Source organism: Klebsiella pneumoniae complex sp. WS1778, from assembly GCF_049472055.1.
GTDB classification, from domain to species: Bacteria; Pseudomonadota; Gammaproteobacteria; order Enterobacterales; family Enterobacteriaceae; genus Klebsiella; species Klebsiella quasipneumoniae.
On record NZ_JBKGTJ010000002.1, the window covers coordinates 680,380 to 698,300 of the forward strand.

General features: G+C 58.7%; 15 protein-coding genes and 1 other annotated feature. Of the genes, 5 read left to right on the forward strand and 10 right to left on the reverse strand.

Annotated elements, in window-relative coordinates; genetic code table 11:
- The first annotated feature begins 222 nt into the window (after positions 1–222).
- Together ACLEXF_RS13175 and ybaL are read left to right on the forward strand one after the other, a co-directional pair.
- Positions 223–1,443, forward strand: coding sequence for an MFS transporter (locus ACLEXF_RS13175; RefSeq protein WP_004204731.1), 1,221 nt, complete (start codon positions 223–225; stop codon positions 1,441–1,443).
- 225 nt (positions 1,444–1,668) lie between these two features.
- A complete protein-coding gene (gene ybaL / locus ACLEXF_RS13180) occupies positions 1,669–3,345 on the forward strand; it encodes a YbaL family putative K(+) efflux transporter (RefSeq protein ID WP_004204732.1) in 1,677 nt (558 codons plus the stop codon).
- Between the two features lie 34 nt (positions 3,346–3,379).
- Here the strand turns inward: ybaL and ACLEXF_RS13185 are convergent, their stop codons facing one another.
- From ACLEXF_RS13185 to ACLEXF_RS13225, 9 genes are all read right to left on the reverse strand, one after another.
- Complete coding sequence (locus ACLEXF_RS13185) at positions 3,380–4,684, reverse strand: inosine/guanosine kinase (protein ID WP_032455647.1); 1,305 nt, start codon at positions 4,682–4,684, stop codon at positions 3,380–3,382.
- Between the two features lie 63 nt (positions 4,685–4,747).
- On the reverse strand, positions 4,748–5,710 hold the full coding sequence (gene hemH, locus ACLEXF_RS13190) for a ferrochelatase (protein WP_407259908.1): 963 nt from the start codon (positions 5,708–5,710) through the stop codon (positions 4,748–4,750).
- A gap of 128 nt (positions 5,711–5,838) precedes the next feature.
- Positions 5,839–6,483, reverse strand: a complete 645-nt coding sequence (gene adk / locus ACLEXF_RS13195; RefSeq protein WP_002892184.1) for an adenylate kinase — start codon at positions 6,481–6,483, stop codon at positions 5,839–5,841.
- A gap of 222 nt (positions 6,484–6,705) precedes the next feature.
- Positions 6,706–8,580, reverse strand: coding sequence for a molecular chaperone HtpG (htpG, locus tag ACLEXF_RS13200; RefSeq protein WP_004177228.1), 1,875 nt, complete (start codon positions 8,578–8,580; stop codon positions 6,706–6,708).
- 111 nt (positions 8,581–8,691) lie between these two features.
- Positions 8,692–9,297 (reverse strand): recombination mediator RecR, encoded by a 606-nt coding sequence (recR, locus tag ACLEXF_RS13205; RefSeq protein WP_407259909.1) that lies wholly within the window; start codon positions 9,295–9,297, stop codon positions 8,692–8,694.
- Positions 9,297–9,629, reverse strand: a complete 333-nt coding sequence (locus ACLEXF_RS13210; RefSeq protein WP_002892173.1) for a YbaB/EbfC family nucleoid-associated protein — start codon at positions 9,627–9,629, stop codon at positions 9,297–9,299. Before ACLEXF_RS13210 ends, recR begins: the two co-directional genes overlap by 1 nt.
- Before the next feature lie 57 nt (positions 9,630–9,686).
- The gene (dnaX, locus tag ACLEXF_RS13215; RefSeq protein ID WP_288464506.1) at positions 9,687–11,591 is read right to left on the reverse strand and encodes a DNA polymerase III subunit gamma/tau; all 1,905 of its coding nucleotides are present in this window, start codon (positions 11,589–11,591) and stop codon (positions 9,687–9,689) included.
- Positions 10,290–10,354, reverse strand: a sequence feature (DnaX frameshifting element). (Overlaps the previous gene by 65 nt.)
- A gap of 92 nt (positions 11,592–11,683) precedes the next feature.
- Positions 11,684–12,235: an adenine phosphoribosyltransferase gene (gene apt / locus ACLEXF_RS13220; RefSeq protein WP_004204738.1), complete on the reverse strand. Its 552-nt coding sequence runs from the start codon at positions 12,233–12,235 to the stop codon at positions 11,684–11,686.
- Positions 12,236–12,375: 140 nt separating this feature from the next.
- Positions 12,376–12,762 (reverse strand): DUF454 family protein, encoded by a 387-nt coding sequence (locus tag ACLEXF_RS13225; RefSeq protein WP_423265772.1) that lies wholly within the window; start codon positions 12,760–12,762, stop codon positions 12,376–12,378.
- Between the two features lie 69 nt (positions 12,763–12,831).
- Here ACLEXF_RS13225 and priC point away from each other — a divergent pair, with 69 nt between their 5' ends.
- From priC to ACLEXF_RS13240, 3 genes are all read left to right on the forward strand, one after another.
- Positions 12,832–13,359 (forward strand): primosomal replication protein N'', encoded by a 528-nt coding sequence (gene priC / locus ACLEXF_RS13230; RefSeq protein WP_004204741.1) that lies wholly within the window; start codon positions 12,832–12,834, stop codon positions 13,357–13,359.
- A gap of 12 nt (positions 13,360–13,371) precedes the next feature.
- The gene (gene rsmS / locus ACLEXF_RS13235; protein WP_004204742.1) at positions 13,372–13,545 is read left to right on the forward strand and encodes a pleiotropic regulatory protein RsmS; all 174 of its coding nucleotides are present in this window, start codon (positions 13,372–13,374) and stop codon (positions 13,543–13,545) included.
- Positions 13,546–13,612: 67 nt separating this feature from the next.
- Positions 13,613–14,524, forward strand: a complete 912-nt coding sequence (locus ACLEXF_RS13240; RefSeq protein WP_053810700.1) for an Rpn family recombination-promoting nuclease/putative transposase — start codon at positions 13,613–13,615, stop codon at positions 14,522–14,524.
- A gap of 35 nt (positions 14,525–14,559) precedes the next feature.
- On the opposite strand, the gene mscK is transcribed toward ACLEXF_RS13240, so the two are convergent.
- The gene (mscK, locus tag ACLEXF_RS13245; protein WP_049093333.1) at positions 14,560–17,907 is read right to left on the reverse strand and encodes a mechanosensitive channel MscK; all 3,348 of its coding nucleotides are present in this window, start codon (positions 17,905–17,907) and stop codon (positions 14,560–14,562) included.
- Between the last annotated feature and the right edge of the window lie 14 nt (positions 17,908–17,921).

The window sequence follows — 17,921 nt, forward strand, 5'->3', positions numbered from 1 at the left end:
AGCCGCATTGACAAATATGTTTTCAGAATTGCGACTTCCTTCAAACCTTGTCAGCAGGTATGTTAGTTGGATAATAATTCCACCTGCATCCTCTATACGCCTTCGCGTTGTATGGCAGTGCGTTAGCCCGTTCGTCATATTTCCCATGCAGTAGCCGGGAAAATCAGGGCAGTCGCATGGCGTACAAATAACGAAAGCTATATAAAAAAGTGACGTGAACCTATGGCAATCAATCAGACCGCTCAACCCGTGTCCGGCCCCGCTGCGCCGCCGCAAAAAGCGCGCACCTCGTTTGGCATCTTAGGCGCGATCAGCCTGTCCCATTTGCTTAACGATATGATCCAGTCGCTCATTCTCGCGATCTACCCGCTGCTGCAGGCCGAGTTCTCCCTTACCTTTGTGCAGATCGGGATGATCACTCTCACCTTCCAGCTCACCTCATCGCTGTTCCAGCCGGTGATTGGCTATATTACCGATAAACGATCGATGCCGTGGTCGCTGCCGGTGGGCATGTGCTTTACCCTCTGCGGTTTGATCCTCCTGGCGCTGGCCGGTAGCTTCGGTATGGTGCTGCTGGCCGCCGCGCTGGTGGGTACCGGTTCCTCGGTTTTCCATCCGGAATCGTCCCGCGTAGCGCGGATGGCCTCCGGCGGCCGTCACGGCCTGGCCCAGTCGCTGTTCCAGGTCGGCGGCAACTTCGGCAGTTCGCTTGGTCCGCTGCTGGCGGCGGTGATCATCGCCCCGTATGGTAAAGGCAACGTCGCCTGGTTCGTACTGGCCGCCCTGCTGGCTATCGTCGTGCTGTCGCAAATCAGCCGCTGGTACGCCGCACAGCACCGGATGAATAAGGGCAAACCGAAGCCGGCGATCGTCAATCCGCTGCCGCGCAATAAGGTGATTCTGGCGGTAGGTATTCTGCTGATGCTGATTTTCTCGAAATATTTCTATATGGCGAGCATCAGCAGCTATTACACGTTTTATCTGATGCATAAGTTCGGCTTATCGGTGCAAAATGCCCAGCTGCATCTGTTTGCCTTCCTGTTCGCGGTGGCCGCCGGGACGGTGATTGGCGGGCCCGTTGGCGATAAGATTGGGCGAAAATACGTTATTTGGGGCTCTATCCTCGGCGTGGCGCCCTTCACCCTTGTTTTACCCTACGCCAGCCTTGAATGGACCGGGATTTTAACGGTGATCATTGGTTTTATCCTCGCCTCGGCCTTCTCCGCTATCCTGGTCTATGCCCAGGAGCTGCTGCCGGGACGTATCGGTATGGTTTCTGGTCTGTTTTTCGGCTTCGCCTTTGGCATGGGCGGCCTTGGCGCCGCGGTGCTGGGCCTGCTGGCGGACCATACCAGTATCGACCTGGTGTATAAAATCTGCGCCTTCCTGCCGCTGCTGGGATTCCTGACGATATTTCTTCCTGATAACCGGCAAAAAGCCTGATTATCCGGCGGCCAAAGTGTAACGTTGGCCGCCGTTACCCCTTGCGCCATCGGCCTGATGCGCGCATTCCTCCCTCGATTTTCCCTTCTGTGCCTTTTCATCCCCTAATTGCATTTTTTTGCACAATTCAAGAATTATTCATAAACAAAGTGAACGTTTTTGTCATAAACTATTACGCGGACAGGGTAGCAAAATGGACCGATTCACCACTGGAAAGGAGACGGAATGCACCACGCAACACCGCTAATCACCACCATTGTCGGCGGCCTCGTGCTCGCCTTTATTCTCGGCATGATTGCCAATAAGCTACGTATTTCTCCTCTGGTGGGATATCTCTTAGCGGGCGTGCTGGCCGGACCTTTCACCCCTGGCTTTGTTGCTGACACCAAACTGGCTCCGGAACTGGCGGAACTCGGCGTGATCCTGCTGATGTTCGGCGTCGGGCTGCATTTTTCCCTCAAGGATCTGATGGCGGTAAAGTCGATCGCCATTCCCGGGGCCATCGCCCAGATAGCTGTGGCGACGCTGTTGGGTATGGCGCTCTCCGCCGCCCTTGGCTGGTCGCTGATGACCGGCATCGTCTTTGGCCTGTGTCTCTCCACCGCCAGTACCGTGGTGCTGCTGCGCGCCCTGGAGGAACGACAGCTGATTGACAGTCAGCGCGGGCAGATCGCCATCGGCTGGCTGATTGTGGAAGACCTGGTGATGGTCCTGACGCTGGTCCTGCTGCCGGCAGTGGCCGGTATGGCGGAGAAAGGCAACGTCGGCTTCGCTTCCCTCGCCCTCGACCTCGGGATCACCATTGGCAAAGTGGTGGCCTTTATCGCCATCATGATGCTGGTCGGCCGTCGGCTGGTGCCGTGGATCATGTCCCGCAGCGCGGCCACCGGCTCGCGCGAGCTGTTCACCCTGTCGGTGCTGGCCCTGGCGCTGGGCATCGCCTTCGGCGCCGTGGAGCTGTTTGATGTCTCCTTCGCCCTCGGCGCCTTCTTTGCCGGCATGGTGCTTAATGAATCCGAGCTGAGCCACCGCGCCGCCCATGACACCCTGCCGCTGCGCGACGCCTTCGCGGTGCTGTTCTTTGTCTCCGTCGGCATGCTGTTTGACCCAATGGTGCTGGTCCAGCAGCCGCTGGCGGTGCTGGCGACGCTGGCGATCATTATCTTTGGTAAATCCGCAGCCGCCTTTTTCCTCGTGCGTATGTTTGGCCACTCGCCGCGTACCGCACTGACGATTGCCGCCAGCCTGGCGCAGATTGGTGAATTTGCCTTTATTCTCGCCGGCCTGGGGATGGCGCTTAACCTGCTGCCGCAGGCCGGGCAAAACCTGGTGCTGGCCGGGGCGATCATCTCGATTATGCTCAACCCGGTGCTGTTTACCCTGCTGGAGAAATATCTCGATAAAACCGAAACCCTCGACGAGCAGACCCTGGAAGAGGTGCTGGAAGACGAGAAGCAGGTGCCGGTCGATATCTGCAACCACGCGCTGCTGGTCGGCTTCGGCCGCGTCGGCAGCCTGCTGGGCGAGAAGCTGATGGCCCAGGGGATCCCGCTGGTGGTGGTTGAAACCTCGCGCACCCGCGTGGATGAGCTACGCGAGCGCGGGATCAGCGCGGTGCTGGGCAATGCCGCCAATGAAGAGATCATGGAGCTGGCGCATCTCGACTGCGCTCGCTGGCTGCTGCTGACCATTCCCAACGGCTATGAGGCCGGCGAGATTGTCGCCTCCGCACGGGAAAAATGTCCGAATATCGAGATTATCGCCCGCGCCCATTACGATGATGAAGTGGATTACATTATCGACCGTGGGGCCAATCAGGTGGTGATGGGCGAGCGGGAAATTGCCCGCGCCATGCTGCAGCTTCTGGAAACGCCACCCGCCGGTGAAGTGGTCACTGGCTGATGTACAGCCCTCTCCCATCGGGAGAGGGACTCGCTTATCGATCCCAGTACGCCTCTTCCAGGCTGTCCTCACGTTCCGGCAGGCCGCGGGTTAAACGCGGCGAGTGCTGGTTCAGCACCTGATAGCTCACGCGGTTGGCATATTTACACACCTGCGCCAGCGAGGAGTAGGTCAGCCATTTGCATTTGTGTTTGCTGGAGTTGGGTACGTTATTGCGATGGTAGTTATTGGCGGTGATGTCATGCAGCAGCGCCGCCAGCGCGCCGTCGCCTGCGCCGTTGGTGTTCATGATCTTCTCCGGGCCGCCCATATACGGCGCGATGTGCGAATAAATACGCAGCGGATTGACGCAGTCCTGGTGACGCATCGCGCGACTGAATTCAAACTGGTTAAATTCCGGGATCGCCCCCGGCAGCAGCGGATGCTGGGTTTTACGCTTCGCCTCTTCTTCGGTGAAGCCCGCCATATATAGCCCCGCCGGTCCGGCGGTGCACAGCACCAGGTCGACCCAGTCCAGCGCTTTGTCCGCCGCCGACAGCGGATCGGCAAAACCGGTCAGCGCTTCCCCTTCCTCTTCATTCATCGCCAGAATCGAGACATGATCCTGCAGGAACTGCTGCCACCACGCCGGGTTATCGGCAATCACGTATTTGGTACCAAGAGTTAACACCACCGGCACATCATGCTTTTTGGCATACTCGATGGCTTTCATCGTCGCGTCCGGCATCGGCTCGCCCGGCTTGCAGCGTACCAGGTAGGAGGTCAGCACCAGCGCCGAGGCGCCAGCGATCACCGCTTCCGGAATGCTTTCCGGGCGCAGCTTGTTCATATGACCCGGGCTAATGGCGAAGGTGCGCTCGCCGCTATCGCTGATCAGGGTGAAGCAGCGGCCAATGGCGCCGTCAACGCCCTGCAGATAGTTCAGATCGGTACGGCTGGAGGTATTGCACAGGTAGCGATAGGCATAGCCGCCGATTTCGATATTACTGCACATGACGCCAAGCAGCACCGAGCGATCGTCCGCCAGCACCGAGTAGTTGTGCATGGTATTGCCGATCGTGCCGCCGGCAAACTGATGAGTAATAAGATTATTGCGCACCAGCTCCTGGTACAGCGCCTCGGCGACATCATCTTCAATCACCAGAGAGTGGCCCGCGCTCAGGCCGTAGCGCACGATAAACGCCTCATCCACTTTCGCTTCGATATCCACCAGCGTCTGGTCGATACCCACCACCCAGGAGACGCTGGATTCATTCTCCGGCTGAATTTGCTGTAGCAGCGGGTCGCGGGCGTTAACGGGAAAATAGTGTTTGGATTTGCGTTTACCGGGAAATTTCATAGTGGCGCTTAAATAACAGGGAACAAGCGGGAAATAGTAGCATATTCCCCGCCCTGCGCGCGATCAGCGATAAGGCGCGGTCAGGTTGACCATCATCTCAATATGCGCGGCGTCCGCGTTAAGCGCCGGAATGTATTCATATTGCTTGCCACCCGCTTCGAGGAAGATTTCCCGGTTCTGGACGGCGATCTCTTCCAGCGTTTCGAGACAGTCGGCGGCAAAGCCCGGGCACAGCACCTGAATATGCTTCGTCCCTTTCTCGCCGAGCATCTTCAGCGTCTCATCGGTGTACGGCGTCAGCCAGGGTTCCCGGCCAAAGCGCGACTGGAAGGTCATCATCACCCGCTCCGGTGGCAGCCCCAGCGCGGAGACCAGTTCCCGCGTGGTATCACGACAGCGCTGAGGATAATCATCTCCCTGGTTGGCATAGCGCTGCGGGATCCCATGATAGGAAAGCAGCAGCAGATCCGGTTCCCCATGAACGGCAAACGAGGCGCGCACGCTGGCCGCCAAAGCATGGATATAGTCCGGGTGCCCGGCGTAATCGCGAATAAACGAGATACCGGGAATGGCGCGTTTTTTCGCGAGGATCCGCGCCAGCTCATCCCAGACGGCAGCCACCGTCGAGCAGGAATATTGCGGATACAGCGGCAGCACCACGATGTGCCCCACCCCTTGCGCCAGTAAATCATCCACCGCGCTGGCCAGCGACGGCGTTCCATAGCTCATGCCCAGCGCCACCGGGGTATCCGGCAGTCTGGCGGCCAGCGCCTGCTGCTGGCGACGGCTGTATACCATCAGCGGCGACCCCTCTTCCATCCAGACGGACTGATAGAGTTTAGCCACGCGGGGAGAGCGAATCGGCAGTATGACGCCGCGCAGCAGCGGCCACCATAGCAGACGAGACGTATCCACCACCCGTTTGTCGCTGAGGAATTGTCGCAGATAACGCTTCACCGCACCGGGGGTGGGCGCATCGGGAGTGCCTAAATTGGCCAGCAAGATACCTGTTTTCGTCTGATCCATTACCGCCTCTTAACCATTTGAATCGCAGCCAATTGTAGCTGAAATGGCGCTAAACGGAACCAATCATAGCAAAAGGTAGGAATGAGAGGAGTTCTCATCCTGCCGCAGCAGGATGAGAAAAGGCTTTATCAGCCGAGGATTTTTTCCAGTTCGGCGCGCACGTCAGCCACCGCTTTGGTGCCGTCAACTTTGGCGTATTTGGTGTTGCCCGCCTGCGCTTCTTTGGTGTAGTAGCCGATCAGCGGCGCCGTCATCTGATGATATTCCACCAGACGCTTACGCACGGTCTCTTCCTGGTCGTCTTTACGGGTGGTCAGCTCTTCGCCGGTCACGTCGTCTTTGCCTTCAACCTTCGGCGGATTGAATTTGATGTGGTATACGCGACCGGATGCCGCGTGAACGCGACGGCCAACGATACGGTCGACAATCAGTTCGTCCGGCACGTCGAATTCCAGCACGTAATCAACGGTAATGCCCGCTTCTTTCATGGCGTCAGCCTGCGGAATAGTGCGCGGGAAACCGTCCAGCAGGAAGCCGTTACGGCAATCTTCCTGGGCGATACGCTCTTTAACCAGCGCGATAACCAGCTCATCGGTCACCAGCTTGCCGGCGTCCATGATGTCTTTCGCCTGCTTACCGAGCTCAGAGCCGGATTTTACCGCAGCGCGCAGCATATCGCCGGTGGAGATTTGCGGAATACCGTATTTCTCCATGATGAACTGAGCCTGAGTTCCTTTACCCGCGCCCGGAGCGCCAAGCAGAATAATACGCATTACGAAAATCCCCTCAAAAGTCGATTCAATTTTTCAAAAACGCTAAACCATACCACCAGAACGGCGATGGCTCAAGGAAGGCGGTGCGGCTGAAACGGTTAATGGTGAGATATTTTATGCAATCCAATGTGAAATGCCCCGTCTGAGCAAATCGCTCAGACGGGGCATTTATCCCGTTCCCGGCGTCGCGTCGCTCGGCCGGGCTACTCGTTCAGGTTCGCGTCAGGAAGCCAGCAGCTGGTTCATACGGCGGATAAACTGGTTCGGATCTTCCAGCGTGCCGCGCTCGGCCAGCAGCGCCTGATCCAGCAGCAGTTCCACCCATTCGCCGAACTGCGCGTCATCCTGGGTATCGGCTGCGCGTTTCACCAGCTGATGCGCCGGGTTCAGTTCGAAGATGTATTTCACTTCCGGCGCCGCCTGGCCCGCAGCCGCGAAAAGCTTCGCCATCTGGGTGCTCATCTCGTCGGCATCGGTGGTGACAATCGCCGGGGTATCGGTCAGACGATGGGTCAGACGCACCTCTTTGACCCGGTCGCCAAGCAGGTTTTTCACACGCTCAACGAACGGCTCCAGCGCTTTTTCGGCTTCTTTGGTGGACTCGTCCACTTCATCCGCCAGCTTGTCCAGCGACTCGTCGGCTTTAGCGACAGACTGGAACGCTTTGCCGTCGAACTCGGTCAGGTAGCTCATCATCCACTCGTCGATGCGATCGGAGAGCAGCAGCACTTCGATCCCTTTCTTACGCAGCAGCTCGAGGTGCGGGCTGCTCTTCGCCGCCGCATAGCTGTCGGCAGTGATGTAGTAGATCTTCTCCTGACCTTCTTTCATGCGTGAGACGTACTCTTCCAGCGACACGGTCTGCGCGGAGGAGTCAGTATGGGTGGTCGCGAAGCGCAGCAGTTTGGCGATCGCCTCCTGGTTGCTCGGATCTTCCGCCGGCCCCTCTTTCAGCACCAGGCCGAACTGTTTCCAGAAGGTCTGATATTTTTCGGCGTCGTCTTTCGCCAGCTTATCCAGCATCTGCAGCGCGCGTTTGGTCAGCGCGGTGCGCAGGTTGCGGGTCACGCTGCTGTCCTGCAGAATTTCACGGGAGACGTTCAGCGGCAGATCGTTGGAGTCTATCAGGCCGCGTACGAAGCGCAGGTAGTTCGGCATAAACTGCTCGGCGTCGTCCATGATGAACACACGCTGGACGTACAGCTTCAGGCCGTGTTTATGATCGCGGTTCCACATATCCCACGGCGCCTGCGACGGGATATACAGCAGGCTGGTGTACTCCTGCTTACCTTCCACGCGGTTGTGGCTCCAGGTCAGCGGGTCGCTATAGTCATGGGCAATGTGCTTGTAGAATTCTTTGTATTCGTCGTCGTTAACTTCAGACTTGCTGCGAGTCCACAGGGCCTGCGCCTTGTTGATTTTTTCCCAACTGATAACGGTTTCACCGTCTTTCTCTTCCCGTTTCTCAATCTCAACCGGCAGCGCGATATGGTCGGAATACTTGCTGATGATGGAGCGCACGCGCCAGTCGTTAAGGAAATCGTCCTCACCTTCGCGCAGATGCAGGGTGATTTCGGTCCCGCGATCGGCTTTGGTGATGTCGGCCACGGTATATTCCCCTTCGCCGGCGGATTCCCAGAACACGCCGTTCTCAGGTTTATCGCCTGCCGCACGGGTACGGACGGTCACTTTATCCGCCACGATGAAGGCCGAATAGAAGCCGACGCCGAACTGGCCAATCAGCTGGCTATCTTTTGCCTGGTCGGAACCCATCGATTCGAGGAACGCTTTGGTGCCGGATTTGGCGATGGTGCCGAGATGGTCGATAACCTCTTCCCGGTTCATACCGATACCGTTATCGGCAATGGTCAGGGTACGGTTGTCTTTATCAAACGAAACCCGCACGCGCAGCTCGCCGTCTCCCTCATACAAATCCGGCTGCGACAGCGCGCGGAAACGCAGCTTATCGGCCGCATCAGAGGCGTTGGAAATCAGCTCACGCAGAAAGATTTCTTTGTTGGAATAGAGGGAATGGATCATCAGGTGCAGAAGCTGTTTTACTTCTGACTGAAAACCACGAGTTTCTTGTCCTTTCATCTGATTCAACCTCAACAATGCCATTTTAAATGGGTAAAAAACCGTTGAGTGGGAGATGGGGACAGCGGGGAAATTTTTCAAGCGGAGGCGGCGATAGCCGCCTCCATTTGTTCAGAAACTAATCTTGTGGCGACCGGCCAGCGAGTGGGACAGCGTGGTGCCGTCGACCATCTCCAGCTCGCCGCCCACCGGCACGCCGTGGGCGATTCGGCTGGCGTCGACGCCATACTGCGCGCACAGCTCCGCGATATAGTTGGCTGTCGCCTCGCCCTCAACGGTCGGGTTGGTGGCAAGGATCACCTCGGTGATCGACTCCGCCTCCAGCCGTTGCTCCAGGCGATCGAGCCCGATGTCATCAGGCCCGATGCCGTCGAGCGGCGACAGGTGCCCCATCAGCACGAAGTAGCGGCCGGAATACTGCCCGGTCTGCTCAATGGCGTAGATGTCCGCCGGACTCTCCACCACGCAGATCTGGCCGTTTTCCTGGCGACGCGGGTTGCTGCAGATATTGCACACCTCCTGCTCGGTGAAGGTGCGGCAATCGGCACAGTGGCCGATCTCCGACATCGCGCGCGTCAGCGCCTGCGCCAGACGCATCCCGCCGCTGCGATCGCGCTGCAGCAGGGTAAACGCCATGCGCTGCGCCGACTTCGGGCCGACGCCCGGCAGACAGCGCAGTGCTTCCATAAGCTGAGTTAACAGCGGGCTGGTTTGCATCAGAACGGCATCTTGAAGCCTGGCGGCAGCTGCATACCGGCAGAGACGGAAGCCATCTTCTCTTTCTGGGTCTCTTCGATACGGCGCGCAGCGTCGTTGAACGCGGCAGCCACCAGATCTTCCAGCATCTCTTTGTCATCTTCCAGCAGGCTTGGGTCGATCTCCACGCGGCGGCAGTTGTGCGCGCCGTTAATGGTCACTTTCACCAGACCCGCGCCGGATTCGCCGGTCACTTCCAGCTGAGCGATCTCTTCCTGCATCTTCTGCATTTTTTCTTGCATCTGCTGGGCCTGCTTCATCAGGTTACCCAGGCCGCCTTTTCCACCAAACATAGGCTTCTCTCTCAGTCAGTCATCATTAAAGGTACTGACTGCAAGTCAAACTTGCAGTCAAATGGGGCGGATACTCTCTTCATCCAGATCGGCGTCAAAGAAACGACGCAGGGTCTGAATGTTATTATCCGCAATAATCGCTTCGCGCGCCTGCGCGAGCTTCTCTTCATAAATAGCCTGCCGCCACTCCAGCGGCGTGCGCATCGCGGGATTATCGTCTTCCACGATGGTCAATTCAACGGGCGTACCGTACAACACCCCCAGCGCTTCAGCCAGCTTTTGCTGTGCGCCGGCGGAATTGAGGTGGCGCTGGCTGGTGCGCAGATGCAGACAGACGCGATTGCCCTCCTGCTCTTTCCACGCGTTGAGCGCCACCTGCTCGACCAGCTTCGGTACTGCCAACTGGCTCACTTCTGCCGCCCAGCTGTCGCGCTCGACCGCTTCAACGGCAAGCTTGGCCGCCAGCTCAGGCGTTTTTTCATGCTCCAGCGCTTTTTTCAGCGCTTTAGGCGTGGCGACTTCGACTTTGGTCTCTTCAACCACCGTCGTCGCCTTCCAGCGATAAGCCTCTTTCTTCGCCGGGGCCTGCTCCAGCGCCGCCGCGGCCGGACGAGCCTGGACGCGCTCGGTAATCGAACTCAGTCGCTCCAGCGCAGCGTTATTCACCGGCCGCGCGCGGGAAGCGGCTGCCGGTTCACTCTTTTTTGGGGTGGTTGCTCCCTGGCTGCGCTGCAGGTGGCTGCGGGCCGCCAGCACCTGGCTGGTGGTCGGCGGCAAACTCTGCGGCGGCTGTTGCGGCGCTGCGGGGGAAACCGGCTGGCGCGGCGCGGGCGCGGCGGCCTGCGCCGGCTGCACCTCGGGCTCCGGCAGCGGCTTACGCGGATGAAACGCCAGGGCGCGCAGCAGCGTCATTTCGACGCCCATCCGCCGGTCCGGGGCATAGGGTAGCTCTTTGCGGCCAATCAGCAGCGTTTGGTAGTAGAGCTGAACGTCGCCCGGCGGTACGGTGCGCGCCAGTTCGCGCATGCGCACTTCGACCGCGGCCATGTCGGCGCCCAGCGCCGAAGGGGACAGCTGAACCATGGCGATGCGGTGCAGCAGGCTCTGCATCTCCACCAGCAGCGCCTCCCATTCAACGCCGCGCGCGGCGGCGTCATTGACGCCCGCCATGACTCGCTCGCCATCGGCGGCGACCAGGGCTTCAATCAACGACAGTGCCTGATCGTCATCGAGGGTGCCGAGCATGGTGCTCACCGACGCCGCCGTCAGTTGCCCTTCTCCACTGGCAATAGCCTGATCGGTCAGGCTTAAGGCATCGCGCAGGCTGCCGTCGGCGGCGCGCGACAACAGCTGCAGCGCGCGGGGCTCGAAGGCAATCTGCTCTTCGCCAAGAATATGCTCCAGCTGATGGCGGATCTGTTCAACGTCCAGCGCCTTCAGGTGGAACTGCAGGCAGCGGGATAAGATCGTCACCGGCAGCTTCTGCGGATCCGTCGTCGCCAGCAGGAATTTGACGTGCGCCGGCGGCTCCTCCAGCGTCTTTAATAACGCATTGAAGCTGTGGCGCGACAGCATATGAACTTCGTCGATGAGATAGACCTTGAAGCGGCCCCGGGCCGGCGCGTACTGGACGTTATCCAGCAGGTCGCGGGTATCTTCGACTTTGGTGCGTGAGGCGGCGTCAATCTCAATCAGATCGACAAAGCGCCCCTGTTCAATTTCCCGGCAGTTATCGCACACGCCGCAGGGGGTGGCGGTGATGCCGGTTTCACAGTTTAACCCTTTCGCCAGCAGGCGGGCGATGGAGGTCTTACCGACTCCGCGGGTACCGGAAAAGAGATAAGCGTGATGAATGCGCCCTAACGACAAGCCGTTCGCCAGTGCGGTCAGCACATGTTCCTGGCCGACGACGTCAGCAAAGGTTTGTGGGCGCCATTTACGGGCTAAGACCTGATAACTCATGGGCTGGCTCTGAAACGCTGGAAGGTGAAATCACGAAGGGGTCATGCTATCACAGCCCCGCCCGATCGGCGAGGCTATGTGGAGGGATTTGCTTAGTGGCCCGGGAACGGCACCAGACTGAAGCAGTGGATCCCCAGCTTCTCCAGGCGCTGTTCGCCGCCCAGATCGAAGAGATTGATAATGAAAGCGGCATCCTGCACTTCGCCGCCGAGACGGCGGATCAGTTTGACCGTCGCGTCGATGGTTCCGCCGGTCGCCAGCAGATCGTCCACCACCAGCACTTTGTCGCCCGGTTTGATGGCGTCAACGTGGATCTCCAGCTGATCGGTGCCGTACTCCAGCTCATAGCTCTCAGCGATGGTTTCACGCGGCAACTTACGCGGCTTGCGTACCGGAACAAAGCCCACGCCCAGCGCCAGCGCAACCGGTGCGCCGAAAAGGAAGCCACGCGCCTCAGTCCCTACCACTTTGGTAATTCCCGCGTCTTTGTAGCGCTCGGTCAGCAGTTCAATGCTGAGCGCGTAAGCTTTCGGGTCTTCCAGTAAACTGGTGACATCGCGGAAAAGAATGCCCGGTTTTGGATAATCCTCGATACTCTGGATGCTGTTCTTCAGATATTCAAGCTGCTGTGCAGTTGCGGTCATAAGTGTATGCCTGATTGAAACGGTGTTACCCACGGGCGTGCAAAAGGGGCCAAAGAAACATTTGTTTAACCTTTGACCAGGCTTACCCGCGCTCGAAAACGCCAGAATTTACTGGCTGTCAGCAACAATTGCAACAGGCATTATTGCGCATCAGTGTTTTGTTGCTTTGCGTCAACCACCGGAATGCGCCACATAAAGATCAGCAGACAGGCCAGAATGACCAACAGCATGATGCGCACCCACGTAAGCTTAACCAGCCACAGCGAAATAGCAAAAGTCGCCACGATCATGGCAATGGCGCGCGGTTTGGCGCCGCGAGGCATGGCGCGGTACTGTTGCCAGTGGCGAAGATAGCCGCCGAACCATGAGCGATACAGCAGCCACTGGTGAAAGCGCGGCGATGAGCGGGCAAAGCACCAGGCAGCAAGCAGAATAAACGGCGTCGTCGGCAGCAACGGTAAGAAGACGCCCAGCGTACCCAGCGCTACCGCCAGCCAGCCGATAATGGTTAAAATAACAGGTGGCATAATGCGAATCGTTATCAAACAGATACGGCTACTGTAGCACAGTTGGCTGATGGAGAATGGAGGGGGTTGGTGAAAACAGCTCAACTTTTACAAACGCTGAACAATCAGCTCAGCGAGCTGGCCGCGCAGGTGGCGCCGCTGGCGGAGCACGCGACCCTCAGCCCGCGCTTTGACCGCCAGCTCTTCCACACCCGCAGCACGCTGATGCAGGCCTATCTGGCGGAAGCCCAACACAACTTTCACCAACTCCGCCAGGCCGTCGAGCGCCAGCAGTTGCCGCAGGTAGCCTGGATCGCCGAGCGTCTGGCGGCGCAAATCGCTGCGCTGCGTCGCGAAACCGCCACCTGGTCGCTGCGCAGTTGGGACCATGCCTCGCCAACGCTGAGCCGCTGGCAGCGCCGTCGCCTACAGCATCAGGAGTATGAGCGCCGCCTGCTGGCGATGCGCGACCAACGCCAGCGCCAGCTGACGCAGGCTACCAGCCTCGACGAGCAGCAGCGGCTGGCCAGGGAAGTCGAGGTCTACAGTGGACGGCTGGCACGCTGCCGACAGGCGCTGGATAAGATTGAAAACGTACTGGCGCGGCTGACGCGCTAACAGGAGAGTCCGATGTCGCTGGAAAATGCCCCCGATGAGGTCAAACTGGCCGTCGATTTAATCATGTTGCTGGAATCACATCAGATCCCGGCGCAAACCGTGCTGGACGCGCTGGAAATTGTCAGGCGGGATTATGCAAACAAGTTAAAAAACGCGGAAAGCGCCTCGCAAACGCCGCAGAAGTAAGATGTTGCCCACGGCGGAGTGCTGGCAGAGTGGTCCTCTGCGCATGACGCCGATGGAGGCAATATTGATGGAAAAGGTCAGTCAAACCCCGCACGATGCGGTTTTTCGCCAGATGCTGATGCATCATGCGGTGGCGAAGGATTTCATGCAGCTGTATCTGCCCGCGCCGTTTCTGGCAATCTGCGAGCTGGATTCGCTGCAGCTGGTCTCCGGTAGCTTTGTTGAAGAGGACCTGCGCGCCAGCTATTCCGATATCCTTTACTCACTGCGCACCCGCCACGGACCGGGCTATGTTTACGCGCTGATTGAGCACCAGAGTACCCCGGACAAGCTGATGGCGTTTCGCCTGCTGCGCTACGCGCTGGCCGCCATGCAGCGTCATCTGGACGCTGGCCACGACACGCTGCCGCTGGTGGTGCCGATTCTGTTTTATCACGGCAAGGTCAGCCCCTGGCCCTGGCCCCGCAACTGGCAACAGCTATTCGCCGAACCGGCGCTGGCGAAGGCGCTCTATAGCGGTGATTTTCCGCTGGTGGACCTCACCGTTATGCCAGATAATCAGATAGTCCGTCATCGGCGGATGGCCATGCTGGAGCTGTTGCAAAAGCATATCCGCCATCGCGATCTGGCCGAGCTGCAGGTGCCGCTGATCGCGCTGATGACGCAAGGCTATCTGACAGAAGCGCAGTTGAATACGCTGCTGCGCTATATGTTGCAGGCGGGTACAACGGAACATCCGGGGGCGCTGATCCGCGCGCTGGCGGCGCAGTCGCCCAGGCATAAGGAGCTGATGATGACCATTGCCGAATGGCTGGAAGAGAAAGGCCGTAAACAGGGGCAGCAGGAGGGCGAGCAGGAAGGTCGAGAAGCCGCCACTCGCAGCATCGCCGCCAGAATGCTGGCGCGCGGCCTCGAACGACAAATCGTGAGGGAACTCACCGGGCTTAGCGACGAGGAGCTCGCCGCGCTGGCGCCCTGATGCAACAGGGGCGGCGTTGCGCCGCCCCTCTTCAGTTAAGACGCGACGGAGGGTGCTAAATCGTCGCCCTTTCCATCCCGCTTCACTTCCGTGACTTCATCACCCTTTTCATTTCGCAGATGGACTTCCAGCTGGTTAAAGGCAATGTTGATGTCATTCTCCCGGCACAGACGGTCGATGGCGCGGTTGAGCTCATCCACCGTGTAGCTGCGATCGCGCAGTTCACGGACATACAGACGTAGTTCATGATCCAGCGTACTGGGGCCGAAGGTGGTGAAGAAGACCGCCGGCGCTGGCTCCTGCATCACTTTCGGATGATCGTGCGCCACCTTCAGCAGCACCTCCTTCACCTTATCCAGGTCGGAACCGTAGGCGACGCCGAGGCGGATTACCACGCGGGTCACGGTGTCGGAGAGCGACCAGTTGATCAAGCGCTCGGTAACGAACGCCTTGTTCGGGATGATCACCTCTTTGCGATCGAAGTCGGTAATGGTGGTGGCGCGAATACGGATTTTGCTTACCGTACCGGAGAAGGTGCCGATAGTCACCGTATCCCCGATGCGCACCGGACGTTCGAACAGAATAATCAGGCCGGAGACAAAGTTACCGAAGATCTCCTGCAGACCAAAACCCAAACCAACCGACAGCGCGGCCGCCAGCCATTGCAGTTTGTCCCAGGAGACGCCCAGCGACCCGAATACCGTCATCGCCCCAATGGCGATAATCGCATAGTTAAGAATGGTGGTGATGGCGTAGGAAGTCCCCTGACGCATATTGAGCCGCGACAGGACCAGCACCTCCAGCAGCCCCGGCAGGTTGCGGATTAGCGCCCAGGCAACCATCGACGCCACAATGGCAAACAGCAGGCTGCCCATCGTCACGCTGCGCACCACGCTGGCCCCCGCCTCGGTGCCGTTGTAATGCCAGAGGGTGATGCTGTCGAGATAGGCGAAAACGGTGATCAAATCCGACCAAATCGCCCAGAACATGACCGCGAACAGCGCGATCATCACCAGCATGGTGATGCGCAACGTCTGCTGGTTAACCTGCTCGAGGGCGATAGTCGGCTCCTCCTGCGGCTCGGCGCCTTCCGCGCCCTCCTTCACCAGATGCTGACGGCGCGCCAGCGCCCGGCGCCAGGCGATACGCCGCGCCGCCACGCTCAGGCCACGCAGCACGGTCTGGTACAGCAGGTTCCAGATCATTACCAGATAAACCGTCTCGATCCAGCGTCCCGCCAGGCGCAGCGTGGTGTAGAAGTAGCCGGTCGCCGTCAGCACCATCAGGGCCACCGGAACGATAGACAGCACCGTGATCGTCAGCAGGCGCAGGCTGTGCGACTCTTTATCGCGCCAGCTTTCGCGGCACATCGGCCAGACCAGCACCGCGATCAGCAGTAAGTTGAAGAAAATCACCAGCTGCCCCAGCACATCGTCCATCAGGTTCAGCGGCGACAGCTCGGAAATCACCGACCAGAAATTCAGCGGCAGCAGCGCCAGGCTGACGCGGACAATCTGCCGCCGCCAGTGGCTGGTCAACTGCGCCGGCATATTAAAGTGGCTGACCGCCACGCCGTTCTTTTCCAGCACTTTCCAGCACAGGCCAAACACCAGCCAGAACATCGCCAGTTTTTTACTGTACGCCCACAGCAGTCCGCTAATATTTAACTGCATGGTGAGTAAGATCAGGCCAATCGCCAGAATCACCAGCACCACCGGTAAGGCGCGGATCAGGTCGATAAAGATCGCCTTCGGCGTATGCAGTTGGGTATCATTGCGTAGTTGGCCTACCTGAGAAGCCAGCTTCGCCTGATAATCCTTGAGCCACTGCAAACGCCAGCGGATCAGGCCGGCAATTAGCAGCAGCGGTAATCCGGCGAGGAAAGCGATAAATACCGCCGGCCACGCTTTTTCCCAGTTCACGGTGATTTTCATCGCCTTAAACTGACCTTTCAGCGCTTCCGGGAAGGCCTTAATCCACTCCCAGTCCATCGGTTTATTGCTGTTCACCCAGAAAATTTGCTGGGTCAGGATTTCTTTCAGGCTGCTGGAGACGCTCATCAGCTGCTGCTGATTGATCTGCAGGTTGATGGCCATCATCAGCTGGTTCCCCAGCTGTTTATTGAACTGGTCAAGCAGCTCGCGACGCATGTCGATCACTTCCAGCAGCGCGGCGTGCACTTCATCGGTTACTTCAGCGCTGTGCCCCTCTTCCAGCTTAGCGACATAGGCATCGCTCTGGAACAGGGCGTCGCGCTGCTGGTTAACTTCAAACTGTTCGAGCCGCAGGTCGGCAATGCGATTAGTCATATCCTGCAGCTCATCCGCCGACGGCAGCGTCTGCTGCTGCTGATAAAGAATGCGCGACAGCAGCAGGCTGCCCTTGAGCACGGAAATTTGCTCTTTAATATCCCGCTCAGACTGCAGAGCGCGGTCGAGCCAGTTCTTTACCTGTATATTGCGCTGCACCAGCTGGTTGCCATTCTCCGTCGCCTGGATCAGCTTCTCGCTCAACTGGTGGTTAACATCCAGCTCCTGCTTGACCAGCGGGTTGGCCTGAATACGCGTGGTTTCATCCGGCGTGACCGCCTCCTGGGCGGTTTTCTCAGTCAGCGTCAGCCGCTTGCTGTTCACCGCCTCCTGCAGCAGCTGCAGCTGATGCTCCAGCCGGTTGCTCCAGGCGGTCACATAGTCACGCTGCTTCTGCAGGGTATCCTGCAGGATAGTGTTGCCTTCGAGGCTCTTACGCTGCTGCTCGATCTGCGCGTTGAGCAACGCCTGCTGGACCTGCAGCAACACCTGCTGGGTCGGACGCAGAGTCTCATCGCCCACCGAGGTGCCATTCAGACGATTACGGATCTGCTGCAGCTGCTGGGAGGCGTTGTACATCGCATTTTGCACCCGTTCCGGCTGCGTTTGCAGGGAAACCAGCTGGCTGTTGTAGGTTGCCAGATCGTTTTGCGCATTCTGCAGATCGTCCAGCGTTTGGGTGACGCGTGATTCCAGCTGACGCAGGGAGAGCGTGCTCAGCGTCTTGCGCGTCGCGTCGTCGTTCGGGACATCGCTCAGGTTGTTAAGGTTATCCACCGCCTGGCGCAGCTTCGCCGGGGCTTGCTCGACCTGCTGGCGGAGCTGCGTCGTCTCGCTCTTGATGCGATCGATTTTATCCAATGTTTCCAGGGTCTGGGTCAAATCCTGCTGGACCAGTTTATCCTGCGGAGTCAGTTCCTTTTGCTTGTTTAATGTGTTGAGCTGACTCTGCACCTCCGCCCGGTCAGGGAGGTCTGCGGCGCGGCCCTGAACTGGACTGAAAAGGCCAATAAAACAGAGCAGCATAATGGTAAAGATGAACGTGGCGCGTTGCCTGGAGATCGTGTGCAGCATAGTTAATATGAATG

Bases quoted from the DNA above. Each gene is read 5' to 3' on its own strand.
- ACLEXF_RS13175 (WP_004204731.1), top strand. From the start codon at position 223: ATGGCAATCAATCAGACCGCTCAACCCGTGTCCGGCCCCGCTGCGCCG.
- ybaL (WP_004204732.1), top strand. From the start codon at position 1,669: ATGCACCACGCAACACCGCTAATCACCACCATTGTCGGCGGCCTCGTG.
- ACLEXF_RS13185 (WP_032455647.1), bottom strand. From the start codon at position 4,684: ATGAAATTTCCCGGTAAACGCAAATCCAAACACTATTTTCCCGTTAAC.
- hemH (WP_407259908.1), bottom strand. From the start codon at position 5,710: ATGGATCAGACGAAAACAGGTATCTTGCTGGCCAATTTAGGCACTCCC.
- adk (WP_002892184.1), bottom strand. From the start codon at position 6,483: ATGCGTATTATTCTGCTTGGCGCTCCGGGCGCGGGTAAAGGAACTCAG.
- htpG (WP_004177228.1), bottom strand. From the start codon at position 8,580: ATGAAAGGACAAGAAACTCGTGGTTTTCAGTCAGAAGTAAAACAGCTT.
- recR (WP_407259909.1), bottom strand. From the start codon at position 9,297: ATGCAAACCAGCCCGCTGTTAACTCAGCTTATGGAAGCACTGCGCTGT.
- ACLEXF_RS13210 (WP_002892173.1), bottom strand. From the start codon at position 9,629: ATGTTTGGTGGAAAAGGCGGCCTGGGTAACCTGATGAAGCAGGCCCAG.
- dnaX (WP_288464506.1), bottom strand. From the start codon at position 11,591: ATGAGTTATCAGGTCTTAGCCCGTAAATGGCGCCCACAAACCTTTGCT.
- apt (WP_004204738.1), bottom strand. From the start codon at position 12,235: ATGACCGCAACTGCACAGCAGCTTGAATATCTGAAGAACAGCATCCAG.
- ACLEXF_RS13225 (WP_423265772.1), bottom strand. From the start codon at position 12,762: ATGCCACCTGTTATTTTAACCATTATCGGCTGGCTGGCGGTAGCGCTG.
- rsmS (WP_004204742.1), top strand. From the start codon at position 13,372: ATGTCGCTGGAAAATGCCCCCGATGAGGTCAAACTGGCCGTCGATTTA.
- ACLEXF_RS13240 (WP_053810700.1), top strand. From the start codon at position 13,613: ATGGAAAAGGTCAGTCAAACCCCGCACGATGCGGTTTTTCGCCAGATG.
- mscK (WP_049093333.1), bottom strand. From the start codon at position 17,907: ATGCTGCACACGATCTCCAGGCAACGCGCCACGTTCATCTTTACCATT.